General features: G+C 70.4%; 13 protein-coding genes and 1 pseudogene. 5 read left to right on the forward strand and 9 right to left on the reverse strand.

Annotation, left to right across the window (positions count from 1 at the left end):
* Positions 1-6: 6 nt before the first annotated feature.
* Positions 7-1,182, reverse strand: a complete 1,176-nt coding sequence (locus ACFV9M_RS00805; RefSeq protein WP_385062161.1) for an HpcH/HpaI aldolase/citrate lyase family protein — start codon at positions 1,180-1,182, stop codon at positions 7-9.
* A gap of 195 nt (positions 1,183-1,377) precedes the next feature.
* On the opposite strand from ACFV9M_RS00805, the gene ACFV9M_RS00810 reads away from it, so the two are divergent.
* Positions 1,378-2,151: a TerD family protein gene (locus tag ACFV9M_RS00810; RefSeq protein WP_385062163.1), complete on the forward strand. Its 774-nt coding sequence runs from the start codon at positions 1,378-1,380 to the stop codon at positions 2,149-2,151.
* A 90-nt stretch (positions 2,152-2,241) separates the two neighbouring features.
* Here ACFV9M_RS00810 and ACFV9M_RS00815 read toward each other — a convergent pair whose 3' ends face one another.
* The 6 genes from ACFV9M_RS00815 to ACFV9M_RS00840 form a co-directional block, all read right to left on the reverse strand.
* Positions 2,242-2,979, reverse strand: coding sequence for a Tellurium resistance (locus ACFV9M_RS00815; protein ID WP_385062164.1), 738 nt, complete (start codon positions 2,977-2,979; stop codon positions 2,242-2,244).
* A gap of 97 nt (positions 2,980-3,076) precedes the next feature.
* Positions 3,077-4,222, reverse strand: a complete 1,146-nt coding sequence (locus ACFV9M_RS00820; protein ID WP_385062165.1) for a DUF475 domain-containing protein — start codon at positions 4,220-4,222, stop codon at positions 3,077-3,079.
* 50 nt (positions 4,223-4,272) lie between these two features.
* Positions 4,273-4,848 carry a TerD family protein gene (locus ACFV9M_RS00825; protein ID WP_385062166.1) on the reverse strand — a complete coding sequence of 192 codons (576 nt, stop codon included), beginning with the start codon at positions 4,846-4,848 and terminating at the stop codon, positions 4,273-4,275.
* 100 nt (positions 4,849-4,948) lie between these two features.
* The gene (locus tag ACFV9M_RS00830; RefSeq protein ID WP_385062168.1) at positions 4,949-5,524 is read right to left on the reverse strand and encodes a TerD family protein; all 576 of its coding nucleotides are present in this window, start codon (positions 5,522-5,524) and stop codon (positions 4,949-4,951) included.
* 139 nt (positions 5,525-5,663) lie between these two features.
* Positions 5,664-6,122: a peroxiredoxin gene (locus tag ACFV9M_RS00835; protein WP_385062170.1), complete on the reverse strand. Its 459-nt coding sequence runs from the start codon at positions 6,120-6,122 to the stop codon at positions 5,664-5,666.
* Positions 6,123-6,296: 174 nt separating this feature from the next.
* A complete protein-coding gene (locus ACFV9M_RS00840; protein WP_385062171.1) occupies positions 6,297-6,734 on the reverse strand; it encodes a DUF3052 domain-containing protein in 438 nt (145 codons plus the stop codon).
* Positions 6,735-7,082: 348 nt separating this feature from the next.
* On the opposite strand from ACFV9M_RS00840, the gene aceE reads away from it, so the two are divergent.
* Positions 7,083-9,830, forward strand: coding sequence for a pyruvate dehydrogenase (acetyl-transferring), homodimeric type (gene aceE / locus ACFV9M_RS00845; protein ID WP_385062172.1), 2,748 nt, complete (start codon positions 7,083-7,085; stop codon positions 9,828-9,830).
* Positions 9,831-9,989: 159 nt separating this feature from the next.
* On the opposite strand, the gene ACFV9M_RS00850 is transcribed toward aceE, so the two are convergent.
* A complete protein-coding gene (locus ACFV9M_RS00850; RefSeq protein ID WP_385062267.1) occupies positions 9,990-10,295 on the reverse strand; it encodes a small hydrophobic protein in 306 nt (101 codons plus the stop codon).
* A 220-nt stretch (positions 10,296-10,515) separates the two neighbouring features.
* Positions 10,516-12,157: pseudogene (locus tag ACFV9M_RS00855) on the reverse strand (MFS transporter); the annotation flags it as partial.
* A 125-nt stretch (positions 12,158-12,282) separates the two neighbouring features.
* On the opposite strand from ACFV9M_RS00855, the gene ACFV9M_RS00860 reads away from it, so the two are divergent.
* The 3 genes from ACFV9M_RS00860 to ACFV9M_RS00870 form a co-directional block, all read left to right on the forward strand.
* The gene (locus ACFV9M_RS00860) at positions 12,283-12,927 is read left to right on the forward strand and encodes a TetR family transcriptional regulator (RefSeq protein ID WP_385062174.1); all 645 of its coding nucleotides are present in this window, start codon (positions 12,283-12,285) and stop codon (positions 12,925-12,927) included.
* A 115-nt stretch (positions 12,928-13,042) separates the two neighbouring features.
* Positions 13,043-14,257, forward strand: coding sequence for an alpha/beta hydrolase (locus ACFV9M_RS00865; protein WP_385062176.1), 1,215 nt, complete (start codon positions 13,043-13,045; stop codon positions 14,255-14,257).
* Between the two features lie 66 nt (positions 14,258-14,323).
* The coding region (locus tag ACFV9M_RS00870) for a DUF4429 domain-containing protein (protein WP_385102294.1) at positions 14,324-15,111 on the forward strand (788 nt) is incomplete at its 3' end.

The following is a 15,111-nucleotide window of genomic DNA, read 5'->3' on the forward strand; positions in this document are numbered from 1 at the left end:
GGGGCGTCAGGCGGGGTCGGCCGGGATGCCCGCGGCGAGCAGGTCGACGAAGCTGACGTCCTCGTGGGCGACGCCGAAGACCTCCGCCCGCAGCATGGTCCGCTCGGCCCAGGCCCGGTGCGGCTTCACCTCGTTCATCTTGTTCGTGTACGCCGACCTCAGCACCCCTCCGCCGCCGCGCTCCGGCCGCAGGATGTCCGCCGCGTCGCTGTACTCCTCGTGGCTGACGACGGACAGCGCGTGCACCGCCGGTACGTGCGAGGGGTGGATGCAGGTCTTGCCGAGCAGGCCGTTGGCGTGGTCGAGGGAGATCTCGCGCAGCAGCCCGTCCATCGCGTGCGCGATCAGCTTCTCACGCAGCTCGACGGCCTGTCCCTCCAGGAAGGGGCTGTGCCGCAGCATCGGCTTGAACATCCGCTCGGGGACCCGGAAGTACTCCCACACGGGCCCGGTCACCGTGAACCCGCTGCCGTCGGCCCGCCCCAGCATGTTCACCACGTCCGCGATCACGGAGGCGACGATCTGCACGTCGTAGGCGGTCATGTCGGGGGCCCGGCGCAGGCCGTACGCGGAGCAGAAGTCGGTCACGCCGAGGCGCAGCGCGAGGACCCGGCTGCGGTACTTGTCGACCGCGCGCGCGATGCCCTCCAGGGCGTCCACCCGTGACTCCCGGTACATCAGCTCCGGGGTCTCCAGCACGGGCATGCCGAACAGCCGGCGCCCGCTCGACGTCTCGGCCCCGGCGAGCGCCTCCAGGAAGGGGATGCCGCGTTCCTCGGTGAACTTCGGGAACACGAAGCCGCTCAGCAGCCGCACGGCCGGTCCGAGGCGCCGGACCAGGTCGGGGATCTGCTCGGGCGTGCGCACCCGGATGAAGAGCAGCGGCAGCTCCACCCCGTCACGGGCCACGAGGCCGGTGAACTGCCGGACCAGGTTCTCCTCGCCCTGCGCGACGTCCTCGTCGCCGATGGAGTCCTCCAGGCACAGCACCATCGACACGACGCCGCGCCCGGCCTGCTTGAGGACGTCCTCGGCGAGCCTGGGGCGGGTGGCCGGGCTGTAGAGCGTGGCGCCCAGCGCCGCGGAGAGCAGCCGGGCCGGGGAGTCGGCGTCGAAGACGCACGGCTCGCGGTGGAACAGACGCTCTCGCACCTCAGGGGCGAGGTGCCCGAAATGACGCATATATCTCCCCCGTGGTGCAACGTAAGACTGTGGATTCGGTAAGCGGTGGCCGGTAATAGTACGTAGAGACCCGTGTCAGGGGTTCCCACTGGTCATGAACTCCAGGTAACGGGGACCGGCACAGCTGTGCCGGGCGCCGTATACCCGATGTACCCCGCGTTGTCGTGAGCAGAACCGAGAGGGCAGGATGGCCGCATGACGCACGCGATGCTGAAGGGGTCGAACGTCCCGCTGGAGGCCACCACGGTGCGGGCCGTGCTGCGTTGGACACCCGGGCAGGGAGTGCCCGACGTCGACGCCTCGGCGCTGCTCCTCGGCCCCGACGGCCGTGTGCGGTCCGACGAGGACTTCGTCTTCTACAACCAGCCGCGGCACCCCTCCGGGAAGGTCTGGCGCCTCGGCAAGAAGCGGGTCGCCGAGGGCCTCACCGACACGATCCAGACGGATCTGAGCGGTGTCGAGTCCGGCGTCGGCCAGATCCTCCTGGTCGCGTCGGCGGACGGCCTCGCCTTCGACCGCGTCCGTTCCCTCAGCATCCTGCTGTACGACGCTGCGGTCGCCGACGGCGCGCCCCTGGCGACCTTCGACATCCGTCCGGAGACGGGTGAGGAGACGGCGCTGATCTGCGGCGAGCTGTACCGCCGCGGCGACGGCTGGAAGTTCCGCGCCCTCGGCGAGGGCTACTCCAACGGCCTCAGGGGTCTGGCGACCGACTTCGGCATCTCGGTGGACGAGTCGGAGGAGGCGCAGTCCGCCGACCCCTCGCCCGACTCCTCGCCCGGCCTCTCCCAGCCGCTCCCGCCGGAGCAGCCGACCACGGCCGTCCCGCAGCAGCCCTTGGCCTCCTACGGCTATCCGGCGAACCTGCCCACGCACGGCTACGGCTATCCGGACGCCGCCCAGCCCACGGCGGCCGCCGCGCGGGAGTTCCGGATGCCACCGCAGGGGCCGCAGTTCATCGGACGCTGATCCGAGGGGCCGCGGGGCCCCGACGGACGTCGAAGGCGGGCGCGGCCGGGGGCCCGGGGGACCCCGGAGACGGGGGCGGCGCCGGTGGGGCTACCGGTCGGCCTTCGTCTTGTACCCGCGCCCCCACTGGAGCCCCCACCCGTACAGCCGGTCCAGTTCACCCTGGAAGCCGTACACGAACTTCACCTCGCGCCGCACGACCATCTCCCCCTTGACGTTCTCGATCATCACCACCGCGCACGAGCGGGCCTGCGGATGCCGTTCGTCGAGGCCTATCTCGATCCGCGGCCCGTTGCTCGGGTACAGCGTGACGATGGCGTGCGTACGGTCGAACGCCGGCGTCTGGTCGTAGATGTAGACGAACACCAGCAGCCGCTTGATGGCGTCCCGGTGGTCGAGGTTCACGTACATCGTCTCACCGGAGCCCGACCCGAACCGGTCGTCCCCGCTGAGCTTCACATACGGCGGCGCGTTGACGTCGCCGAGGAATCCGCCCAGCGGCTGGACGACCCCCTTGGTGCCGTCCTCCAGCTCGTACAGGCAGCCGAGGTCGAGGTCGACGTTGACCATGCTCTGGCTGTGTCCCATGACCTCCGGCGGGCGCAGCGCCTTGAAGGGGTGGCGCAGCAGGCTCTCCCGCGGGGAGCCGCCGATGTCGGAGGTGCGCATGCGCCAGGTCAGGTTGATGCGCAGGTGGCCGGTGGCCGCGTCCTGCTTGGTGAGCGAGACCTGGCTGTGCCGTTTGGTCAGCTCGATCGCGTTGGTCGCGGCGCTGCCCGAGTCGAAGTCGGCGGCCCGACCGGGCCAGAGTCCGTCGAAAAAGCCCATTCCCGCCCCCTGTTGTGCTGTCGAAGACCGGCGGGGCGGCCCGAGGACACGTCCTCGACGGCCGCCCCGCACAGAGCGTTCCTCACCCGGAAGCTGATCACACCCCGGAGGGGACCTCGGTCTTCTCGTCCGAGCCGGCTTCGCCCTCGGCGGCCGCGAGGGCGCGGTTGCGGCGGACGGAGGACCAGAAGGACCAGCCGATCAGGACGACGCCGACCAGGCCGGTGATGATCTCGTTGATCTCGTACTGGATGGTGACCAGCAGGATCATGGCGAGGGCGCCGATGGCGTAGTGGGCGCCGTGCTCCAGGTAGACGTAGTCGTCGAGGGTGCCCTGGCGGACCAGGTAGACCGTCAGCGACCGCACGTACATGGCGCCGATGCCCAGGCCGAGGGCCATCAGGACGATGTCGTTGGTGATGGCGAAGGCGCCGATCACGCCATCGAAGGAGAAGGAGGCGTCCAGGACCTCGAGGTAGAGGAACATGAAGAACGCGGCCTTGCCGGCCAGGACGACCGCCGACTTGGGCCTGCCCTCGCGCTCGGCCTTCTCCTCGGCCTCGTGCTCGCGTTCCTCCTCCTCTTCGAGCTTGTCCTCGAAGAAGCCGGAGAGGCCGCCGACGATCATGTAGGTGATCAGGCCGGCGACGCCGGAGATCAGGACGGTCTCGGCCTTGTCGGCGTGGGTGCCGCCGTGCTGGTGGGCGTGGGTGGCGAAGGTCATCGACGAGATCAGCAGGACGATCAGCGCGATGCAGACCGACAGCATGTCGACCTTGCCGAGCTTGGACAGCGGCCGCTCCAGCCAGCCGAGCCACTTGATGTCCCGGTCCTCGAAGATGAAGTCCAGGAAGATCATGAGCAGGAACATGCCACCGAACGCGGCGATCGACGGATGGGCGTCCGTGACCAGCTGCTGGTAGCGGTCCTTGTCGGTCAGGGCGAGGTCGACGGCCTCGATGGGGCCCATGGAGGCGCTGACCGCGACGATCACGACGGGGAAGACCAGCCGCATGCCGAAGACGGCGATGAGAATGCCGATCGTGAGGAAGATCTTCTGCCAGAAGGCACTCATCTTCTTCAGGATCCCGGCGTTGACCACTGCGTTGTCGAAGGACAGCGAGATTTCCAGGACGGAAAGGATCGCCACGATACCGAAGGCGGTCCACCCCCCGTAGAAGACCGCCGCGACGAGGCCGAGCGCGGTGACCGCGAACGACCAGCCGAAGGTTTTCAGAACCACTGGCTACCCAACTCCTGTATGTACGGGTCTCCCCCGCGCCGTACTCGGCTTTACGAAACGTTGACTCCGAAGTCTAGAGCGATGCCGCGCAGCCCGGACGCGTACCCCTGTCCGACCGCACGGAACTTCCATTCACCCTGGTGGCGGTAGAGCTCTCCGAAGATCATCGCCGTTTCGGTGGAGGCGTCCTCGCTCAGGTCGTACCGCGCGAGTTCCTGGCCGTCGGCCTGGTTGACGACGCGGATGAACGCGTTGCTGACCTGGCCGAAGGTCTGGCCGCGCTCGTCGGCCAGGTGGATCGAGACGGGGAAGACGATCTTGTCGCACTGGGCCGGCACCTTGGCGAGGTCGACCAGCAGCGACTCGTCGTCGCCGTCGCCCTCACCCGTCAGGTTGTCACCGGTGTGCTCCACGGAGCCGTCGGGGCTCGTGAGCTGGTTGTAGAAGACGAACCACTCGTCACCCAGAACCCTCCCACCGGTGCACAGCAGCGCGCTGGCGTCGAGGTCGAAGGGGGCTCCGGTGGTGGAGCGCGCGTCCCAGCCGAGGCCGACCATCACCTGAGTGAGGTTCGGCGCGACCTTGGACAGGGAGACGTTTCCTCCCTTGGCGAGTGTGACGCCCATGATGATGGTCCTCCCCTAGGTCTTGCCTCTTCGGTTGTCCTGCGCGTCCGGCGCCGCCCGTAAACGGTGCGGCGCCGGACGGTGAGCGGGTCGGGCCGGCTCAGACGTTGACCCCGAAGTCCTGCGCGATGCCACGCAGGCCCGAGGCGTACCCCTGGCCGATGGCGCGGAACTTCCACTCCGCGCCGTGCCGGTACAGCTCGCCGAAGACCATCGCGGTCTCCGTCGAGGCGTCCTCGCTGAGGTCGTAGCGGGCGATCTCGGCGCCGCCGGCCTGGTTGACGACGCGGATGAACGCGTTGCGCACCTGGCCGAAGGACTGCTGGCGGTTCTCGGCGTCGTAGATCGAGACCGGGAAGACGATCTTCTCGACGTCGGTCGGGACACCCGCCAGGTTGACCTTGATCTGCTCGTCGTCGCCCTCGCCCTCACCGGTGAGGTTGTCACCGGTGTGCTCGACCGAGCCGTCGGGGCTCTTGAGGTTGTTGAAGAAGACGAAGTTGGCGTCGCTGGTGACCTTGCCGGAGTTGTCCAGCAGCAGCGCGCTCGCGTCCAGGTCGAAGTCCGTGCCGGTCGTGGTGCGCACGTCCCACCCCAGACCGACGATGACCGCGGTCAGGCCCGGGGCCTCCTTGGTCAGCGATACGTTGCCGCCCTTGCTGAGGCTGACTCCCACGAGTCCTCCATTGGTGTCCAGGGGCGGGGAGCCCCGTCGTGCGTCGGATATCGGATCAACGAGTCGATCCTAGTGACGGGTTCCCGCCCCTCGCAGGCCCTGGAGCCGAAGAATCACAGGGTGTCGGCCCGGGCCGGGATCAGAGGGTGTCGAGTGCCGCGACGTACTCGCCGAGGTCCCGCGCGTCGGGCAGCGCGTTGACGACGGTCCAGCGCACGACGCCCTCCTTGTCGATGACGAAGGTGCCGCGCACCGCGCAGCCCTTGTCCTCGGCGAAGACGCCGTAGGCCCGGGAGACCTCGCCGTGCGGCCAGAAGTCGCTCAGCAGCGGGTACTCCAGGCCCTCCTGCTCGGCGAAGACGCGCAGGGTGTGGACGGAGTCGTTGGAGACGGCGAGCACCTGGGTCTCGCGGTCGGCGAACTTCGGCAGGTTGTCGCGCACCTCGCACAGTTCGCCGGTGCACACGCCGGTGAAGGCGAAGGGGTAGAAGAGCAGGACGACGTTCCTGCTGCCGTGGAAGTCGGACAGCTTCACGGTGGCGCCGTGGTTGTCCTTGAGCTCGAAGTCGGGGGCCTTGTCGCCGACCTGGATCGCCATCGTCGTGGAACCCTTTCACTGGGCTTCGCCGGAACCGTTGCGCGCGTCCGGGGCGGGTGAGCGCCCGGGCACGCCGGGAACCAGCCTACGCAGCGATCACGGTGCGCTCGCGGACGGGCCGACACACGTCGGCCCGTCCGCGGCGATGGGACCGGGGTTCCTACCTCGACGAGGTCACTTCTTGGGCTTGGCGGCCTTCGGCGTCACCAGCCGGCTGCCGCTCCAATCCTTGCCCACGCTGACGCTCTTGCTGGCCGACAGACCCGCCGTCGTCGCGGCTTCAGAGATGTCACTCGGTTCCACGTACCCCGTCCGGCCGGTCTTCGGCGTGAGGAGGAGGATCGAGCCGCCTTCTTCGATGTACGTGGTGGCGTCCACCAGCGCATCCGTCAGGTCGCCGTCCTCGTCGCGGAACCACAGCACCACGGCGTCGGCCACGTCGTCGTAGTCCTCGTCCACCAGGTCGCTGCCGATGACTTCCTCGATGGACTCGCGGAGCTCCTGATCGACGTCGTCGTCGTAGCCGATCTCCTGGACCACCTGCTCGGGCTGGAACCCCAGCCTGACGGCAGGGCTCGTCCGCTCCTCCGCGTGGTCCGCGGTCGCGCTCACGGGTTGCCTCCTGATCATGTTTCGGGAATAACTCAGCCACGCGCGTGCGCGAAGCATTGGCCGTAGTCCACACGGGCGGGGCGGATCGCGCAAGTACCCGGCGGTTCAGACCGCCGAAACGGTGACGATCCGGGCTGTGTCGACGCAACTCCAGGCACGCGATCGGGGCCATTGGTGACATACACCACACCTATCTGCCCTGTTTGCACGATTGGGAACCGTCGGTGGGTACGCGATTCGAACAACTGCCGGTTACCTCTCGGTAGAGGTGACGATCGCGCCCGCGAGGTACACGATGGGGGAACGGTGCAGGCAGACGGAGAACCCAACGAAAAGTAAGGGAACAGCGTGGCTTCCGCATCCGATCGAAACCCGATCATCATTGGTGGCCTTCCGAGTCAGGTACCTGACTTCGACCCCGAGGAAACCCAGGAGTGGCTCGACTCCCTCGACGCCGCCATCGACGAGCGCGGCCGGGAGCGGGCCCGCTATCTCATGCTGCGCCTGATCGAGCGGGCCCGCGAGAAGCGCGTGGCCGTGCCCGAGATGCGCAGCACGGACTACGTCAACACGATCCCCACCAAGAGCGAGCCGTTCTTCCCGGGCAACGAGGAGATCGAGCGGAAGATCCTCAACGCCACCCGCTGGAACGCGGGCGTGATGGTCTCGCGCGCCCAGCGGCCGGGCATCGGCGTGGGCGGCCACATCGCCACCTTCGCCTCCTCCGCGTCGCTGTACGACGTCGGCTTCAACCACTTCTTCCGCGGCAAGGACGAGGGGGACGGCGGCGACCAGGTCTTCTTCCAGGGCCACGCCTCGCCGGGCATCTACGCGCGCGCGTTCCTGCTGGACCGGCTCAGCGAGGAGAACCTGGACGCGTTCCGCCAGGAGAGGTCGAAGGCGCCCCACGGGCTGTCCTCGTACCCGCACCCGCGGCTGATGCCGGACTTCTGGGAGTTCCCGACCGTGTCGATGGGCCTCGGCCCGATCGGCGCGATCTACCAGGCGCGGATGAACCGCTACCTGCACGCGCGCGGGATCGCCGACACCTCCAAGTCGCACGTGTGGGCCTTCCTCGGCGACGGCGAGATGGACGAGCCGGAGTCGCTCGGCCAGCTGACCATCGCCGCCCGCGAGGGGCTCGACAACCTCACCTTCGTCGTCAACTGCAACCTCCAGCGCCTCGACGGCCCGGTGCGCGGCAACGGCAAGATCGTCCAGGAGCTGGAGTCGGTCTTCCGGGGCGCGGGCTGGAACGTGATCAAGCTGATCTGGGACCGCACCTGGGACCCGCTGCTCGCGCAGGACCGCGACGGCATCCTGGTGAACAAGATGAACATCACGCCGGACGGCCAGTTCCAGACGTACGCCACCGAGTCCGGCGCGTACATCCGCCGGCACTTCTTCGGGGACGACCAGCGGCTGCGCGCGATGGTCGAGGGCATGACCGACGACCAGATCCTGCACCTGGGCCGCGGCGGTCACGACCACCGGAAGATCTACGCCGCGTTCAAGGCGGCCGTGGAGCACAGCGGCCAGCCGACGGTCATCCTGGCCAAGACGGTCAAGGGCTGGACGCTGGGCCCCAACTTCGAGGGCCGCAACGCCACGCACCAGATGAAGAAGCTGACGGTCGACGACCTGAAGGGCTTCCGCGACCGGCTGCACCTGCCGATCTCCGACCGGGAGCTGGAGAGCGGGCTCCCGCCGTACTACCACCCCGGGCGGGACTCCGAGGAGATCCAGTACATGCACGACCGGCGCAAGGGGCTCGGCGGGTACGTCCCGACCCGTGTCGTCCGCGCCCGGCCGCTCGCCCTGCCTGACGACAAGACGTACGCGACCGTGAAGAAGGGCTCCGGCCAGCAGTCGATCGCCACCACCATGGCGTTCGTCCGGCTGCTCAAGGACCTCATGCGGGACAAGGAGATCGGCAAGCGGTTCGTGCTGATCGCGCCGGACGAGTACCGCACCTTCGGCATGGACTCGTTCTTCCCGAGTGCGAAGATCTACAACCCGCTGGGCCAGCAGTACGAGTCCGTCGACCGTGAGCTGCTGCTCGCCTACAAGGAGTCGCCGACCGGGCAGATGCTGCACGACGGCATCTCCGAGGCCGGCTGCACGGCCTCGCTGATCGCGGCCGGCTCGGCGTACGCCACGCACGGCGAGCCGCTGATCCCGGTGTACGTCTTCTACTCGATGTTCGGCTTCCAGCGCACCGGCGACCAGTTCTGGCAGATGGCCGACCAGCTGGCGCGCGGTTTCGTGCTGGGCGCGACGGCCGGCCGCACGACGCTGACCGGTGAGGGCCTCCAGCACGCGGACGGCCACTCCCAGCTGCTCGCCTCCACCAACCCGGGCTGTGTCGCCTACGACCCGGCGTTCGGCTTCGAGATCGCCCACATCGTGCGGGACGGTCTGCGGCGGATGTACGGCGAGACCGCCGACGGCAGGGCCGGTGAGGACGTCTTCTACTACCTCACCGTCTACAACGAGCCCATCCAGCACCCGGCCGAGCCGGCCAACGTGGACGTCGAGGGCATCCTGAAGGGCGTGTACCGCTTCAGCGAGGGCACCTCGGGGGCGGTCCCGGCGCAGATCCTGGCCTCGGGTGTCGCGGTGCCGTGGGCGGTCGAGGCCCAGCGGATCCTCGCCGAGGAGTGGAACGTGCGGGCCGACGTCTGGTCGGCGACCTCCTGGAACGAGCTGCGGCGCGAGGCCGTGGCGTGCGAGGAGCACAACCTGCTGCACCCGGAGGAGGAGCAGCGGGTGCCGTACGTGACGCGCAAGCTGGCGGGGGCCGAGGGTCCGTTCGTCGCCGTCTCCGACTGGATGCGGTCGGTGCCGGACCAGATCGCGCGCTGGGTGCCGGGGGCGTACCAGTCGCTGGGCGCCGACGGCTTCGGGTTCGCGGACACGCGCGGCGCGGCGCGGCGGTACTTCCACATCGACGCGCAGTCGGTGGTGGTGGCGGTGCTGACCGAGCTGGCGAAGGAGGGCAAGGTCGACCGGTCGGCGCTGAAACAGGCCGTCGACCGGTACCGGCTGCTGGACGTCGCCGCGGCCGACCCCGGGGCCGCGGGGGGTGACGCGTAGCGGACCGTCTCCGGGGGCTGCCGCCCCCGGAGGTGCGCCTCTCCACCTACCGACACGGGTGGTGGGTGGGCGAAGGCCGGGGGTCCGGGGGCGGAGCCCCCGGGGAGGGGACGGCAAAGGGCGGCGGGGGCGCGTCAGCGCCCCGCACCGCCCGGTGGGTCACAGCAGCCCGTTGCCCGGCCCGGCCGCCCCGGCGAGCCAGATGATCGCCAGAAGCGTGTCGATGGCGCCCAGCACGACGGCGACCAGGGCCGGTACCGGGCGGGGACCCGCCCAGGTGCGGCCCATGGCCAGCCAGCCGCAGAAGATCGCCGCCGGGCCGAGCACGATCCCCAGCGTGAAGAAGCCGGCGACCGCGCAGACAAGGCCGACGATGCCGAGCGTGGCGCTGTCCGGCCCGGTCCGTGACCACGTCCGGCCACGTGAGCGGGGGTACCTGCGCGTGCCGCCACCAAAGCCCGTCATCGTCAACTCCCTTGCCATCAAGGTTGCTTCGATGGTTCGGGTATCCCGTCCCGCCGGTCCCATGCCCCGTGGCCCCGGGGCGTCGGCGCGCTGTCCCCCTCCGGCAGCGCGCCGCGACCCGGGCCGCCCTCCCATCCGGAGGGCTTGACCCACTGTGACCTGCGACACGCGCCGGAGGCGAGGGACCTTTAGCGTTGTCACCCTGATAGGGGAACTTCGTTGAAGTTCCGTCAGATGTTCCGTCAGATGTGGCCGACTCCGGCGCCCGCCTCCGCGTTCTCGCCGCGCTTGGTGAGCAGGGCGACGAACACCGCCACCACCGCGACGCCCGCCGCGACCAGGGACGCGAGGCTCATGCCGGAGATGAAGGTGTCGTGGGCGACGTCCGCGATCTTCGCGGCGATCGCGGCCGGGGTGCCCTCCGCGACCGGCGCCACACCGACCTGGACGGCCTCGGAGGCCTGGTCCAGCTGAGCCGGGGTGAGGTCGGGCAGGCCCGCGTCCTTCCAGTTGCCGGGCAGGTCGCCGTCGACCTTGGAGGCCATCACGGCGCCGAGGACGGCCGTACCGAGGCTGCCGCCGATCTGCATCGCGGCCTGCTGGAGACCGCCGGCCACGCCGGAGAGCTCCATCGGCGCGTTGCCGACGATGACCTCGGTGGCGCCGACCATCACCGGGGCGAGGCCGAGACCGAGGAGGGCGAACCAGACGGACATGATGCCGCTGCCGGTGTCCGTCTCCAGCGTGGACATGCCGAACATGGCGATCGCGACGCACACCATGCCGCCGGCCAGCGGGACGCGCGGGCCCAGCTTGGTGATCATCATGCCGGCGAGCGGCGAGCCGACGATCATCATGCCGGTGAGCGGGAGCAGGTGCAGGCCCGCGTCGATCGGGCTCATGCCGTGCACGTTCTGGAGGTAGAACGTCACGAAGAACAGGCCGCCCATGAAGGCGATGGCCATGAGGACCATCAGCACGACGCCCGCGGACAGCGCGACGGAGCGGAAGAGCCCGAGCGGGACGAGCGGCTCGGCGACCCTCGTCTCCCAGAACGCGAAGGCGGCGAAGAGGACCACGGAGCCCACGAGGAAGGCCCAGGTCCTGCCGTCGCCCCAGCCCCACTCCGGCGCCTTGATGAGGGCCCAGACCAGGCAGAACATGGCCGCCGACAGCAGGGCGATGCCGAGGACGTCGAAGGAGCGCGGGGCGTTCTCGGCGCGGTGGTCGAGCAGGATCAGCGCGCCGAGGCCGAGGGCGACGACGCCGACCGGCACGTTGATGAAGAACACCGACTGCCAGTTGACGTGCTCGACGAGCACGCCGCCGAGGATCGGGCCGCCGGCGGTCGAGGCGCCGATGACCATGCCCCAGATGCCGATGGCCATGTTGAGCTTCTCGGCCGGGAAGGTCGCGCGCAGCAGGCCGAGCGCGGCCGGCATCAGCAGCGCGCCGAAGAGGCCCTGGAAGACGCGGAAGGTGACGACCAGCGGGATGCTGTCGGAGAGGCCGATCGCGCCGGAGGCGGCGGCGAAGCCGACGACGCCGATGAGGAAGGTCTGGCGGTGCCCGAAGCGGTCACCGAGTTTGCCCGCGGTGATCAGGGAGACCGCGAGGGCGAGGAAGTACGCGTTGGTGATCCACTGCACCTCGGCGAAGGTGGCGCCCAGGTCGCTGGCGATCGCCGGGTTGGCGATGGCCACGATGGTGCCGTCGAGGGCCACCATCATGACCCCGAAGGCGACGGTGATGAGCGTGAACCACGGGTGGCCGCGCAGCCCCTTGGCCGGCTGCTGGTCCGCCGGAGTGAGAGGCGCCTTGCCTCCCGGGCCCGACGGGTCGACGGTGGTCTGACTAGTCATATCATCGAGGCTAGTGACAGTCGCTGACAGTTGACAAACCAATTCACTAGTCGGTAACTGTCACGTCACCCGCCCCTCGCCCGAGCTGGAGGGACGGCGGGGGCGCACGGAAGGAAGACAGGCTCGTGGTGGAGACGTCGGCGGCGATCGGCCTGCGCGAGCGGAAGAAGCGGCGCACCCATGACGCGCTGCTGCGGGCCGCCCTCGAACTGTTCACCACGCAGGGGTACGAGCGGACCACCGTCGACGAGATCGCCGGGGCCGTCGACGTCTCGCAGCGCACCTTCTTCCGCTACTTCGCCGGCAAGGAGGAGGCCGCGCTCGCCCTCACGGAGATGACGGTGCGGCGCTTCGTGGAGGCGGTGCGCGCCCGCCCGCCCCACGAGTCCCCCATGGAGGCACTGCGCCAGGCCGTGCTGAACGGCTGGCACTCGATCCACGAGGTCATCGAGTCCGTCGCGTCGGTCGAGCTGTATCTGCGCATGTACCGGGTGATCGAGTCGACCCCGGTCCTGCTCGCCGCCCATCTGCGGCGCTCGGCGGAGACCGAGGAGGCGATCGCGCGGGTGCTCGCCGAGCGGGAGGGGCTCGACGTGGACGCCGACCCCCGGCCGCGGGTGGCGGTGGCCGTCTTCGGCGGGGTGATGCGGGTGACGGAGCGGCAGTGGAGCCTGGGCGAGAACTTCGGTGTGGAGGACATCCGCGCGCTGACCGCGCGGTACCTCGACCAGGTGGGTCCGGCCCTGCTGGGCAGCTGGCGCACGCCGTGAACGAGACGGTTTCCAGGCCCTGGAAGGGCTCCTAACCCTCACCACACCTGTCGAAACGTGATCCCTGTCACTGAGGCCTCTCGAGACCTTCCCGTTCTCCTAGTGTGTCCTTTCAGTGACTTCCTTCGACACCTCCCCGCAGCTGAACCTGTGGCGCGCGCTCCTCGCGCTGGCCGTGGTGTTCCTGATGCTGGCGACGACCGGCTGGACCGCCGTGCGGCATAGCCGGGACACCGGCGCCCTGCGCGCCTCGCTCTCGGCCTGGGAGGACGGCCGGATCGGCGGACGGCGGCTGCCGGACCCGCACGCGGCGCCCGACCGCCTCGCCCGGTTCTTCGCCTCGCTCACCGCGCGGCAGCGGACCGCGCTCGCCCGCCGCTACCCGCTCGCGGTCGGCAACATGAACGGCGCCCCCGTCGAGCTGCGCTACCGCGCCAACCGCGTCGCGCTGCGCGAACAGGCGCGGATCGAGCGCGCCCGGGTGCACGACCGCCGGCTCACGCCCGCCGGACAGCACGAGGCCGGCCGGCGCCTGCACCGCTTCGAGGCGATGAGCAGCTCCGGCCGCAGAATCCTCGCCTTCGACCCGGAGGGGGCCGGCCGGGCCGCCGAGGTCTTCGGCGACCTCGGCCGGGCCGAGCGGATCTCCGTCGTCGTCCCCGGCGTCGACACCGCGCTGCTCACCTTCCAGCGCACCTACCGCCGGTACTCCGCGCCCGTCGGCATGGCCCAGGCCCTGTACCGCGCCGAGCACGCGGTGAGCCCCGCGACGCGGACGGCCGTGATCGCCTGGGCCGACTACACCTCCCCCGCCGGCCTCGGCATCGACTCGGCCACCGCGATGCGCGCCGAGTACGGCGCCGTACGGCTCGGCGCGCTGCTGCGCGCGCTGCCCGGCGGCGCGCCCGTCTCGCTGTTCTGCCACAGCTACGGCTCGGTGGTGTGCGGGGTCGCCGCGCCCGCGCTGCCGCGGCGGGTGACGGACATAGCCGTGGCCGGCAGCCCCGGCATGCGGGTGGAGAAGGCCGCCCAGTTGCGCACCTCCGCCCGGGTGTGGGCGATGCGGGACGCCGACGACTGGGTGCAGGACGTGCCCTACCTGGAGCTCGGCGGCCTCGGGCACGGCGCGGACCCGGTGTCGGCCGCGTTCGGCGCGCGGGTGCTGTCGGCGCGGGACGCCGAGGGGCACGGCGGCTATTTCGAGCCCGGCACGGACAGCCTGCGCAACCTCGCCGGCATCGGCACCGGCGCGTACCGTTCGGTGCGCTGCGCCGGCGGCGACGTCTGCCGGGCCGGTCTGTCCGGCACTACGGCGGGCGGACGCGCGTAGAGGCGCAGGAATTGCGGCGCGCGCGGGGTGGCGACGGATGACTGTGCGCCGCATACGATGAGCCGCATGGGTGACGTACTGGCCGGATTTCATGCCGCCTGGGAGTTCGAGTCCGACTCCGTCCTCATCCGCTACGAACGGGGCATGCGCACGCCCAAACTGTTCTCGGCGCTCGGGGAGCGCCGGATCCCCCTGGCGGCGATCGCCGGTGCGACGCTGGAACCGGGCAGGCGGGGGACCGTGGTGCTGCGGATCGAGCCGCGGGCCGGCGCCGATCCGCTGGCCGAGGCGGCGGCGGGACAGCTGCGGGAGGCGAGCGACCCGTACCGGCTGGTGCTGCCCGCCGCGCGGGACACGCTCGCGGAGCACTACCGCGACGAGCTGCGGGCGGGGGTGACGGAGTCCGGGCCGGCGGAGCGGTTCCTGGTGGCCGCGCCCGCGGTCCCGCTGTCGTTCAAGGCGTACGACGCGAAGGCGTCCTTCGACGGGCGCACCGTGCGTTTCCGGTGGTCCTGGACGGGGGCGTCCTCGGCGAAGTGGAAGGCCGGCGACCAGAGCTTCCCGGTGTCCGGGCTGAGCGGGGTGGAATGGCGCTCGCCGGAGGCCTTCGAGGGGCATCTGCGGCTGCTGCGGGGAGAGGACGCGCCCGCGCAGGCGGACCAGGACCTGGGGGCCGTGGTGTTCGGGCCGGGGTACGGCGCGGTGCACGAGTCGTTGCCGTTCGCGGCGGCCGTGCTGGCGGCGGTCCGTTCGCGCGGGGCGCCGGCGGCCGTGCCCCCGGCGGGCCGGGCCCGCCCCGGCCGGCGGCCCCCCGGCCCCCCGCCCCGCGCCCCCCCCCGCCCGCCCCCCCCGGG

The organism is Streptomyces sp. NPDC059895, assembly GCF_042731035.1.
GTDB lineage: Bacteria > Actinomycetota > Actinomycetes > Streptomycetales > Streptomycetaceae > Streptomyces.

Coding starts and splice junctions, on each gene's coding strand:
- ACFV9M_RS00805 (WP_385062161.1), bottom strand. CDS start 1,182: ATGCGTCATTTCGGGCACCTCGCCCCTGAGGTGCGAGAGCGTCTGTTC.
- ACFV9M_RS00825 (WP_385062166.1), bottom strand. CDS start 4,848: ATGGGCGTCACACTCGCCAAGGGAGGAAACGTCTCCCTGTCCAAGGTC.
- ACFV9M_RS00815 (WP_385062164.1), bottom strand. CDS start 2,979: ATGGGCTTTTTCGACGGACTCTGGCCCGGTCGGGCCGCCGACTTCGAC.
- ACFV9M_RS00810 (WP_385062163.1), top strand. CDS start 1,378: ATGACGCACGCGATGCTGAAGGGGTCGAACGTCCCGCTGGAGGCCACC.
- ACFV9M_RS00850 (WP_385062267.1), bottom strand. CDS start 10,295: ATGACGGGCTTTGGTGGCGGCACGCGCAGGTACCCCCGCTCACGTGGC.
- ACFV9M_RS00835 (WP_385062170.1), bottom strand. CDS start 6,122: ATGGCGATCCAGGTCGGCGACAAGGCCCCCGACTTCGAGCTCAAGGAC.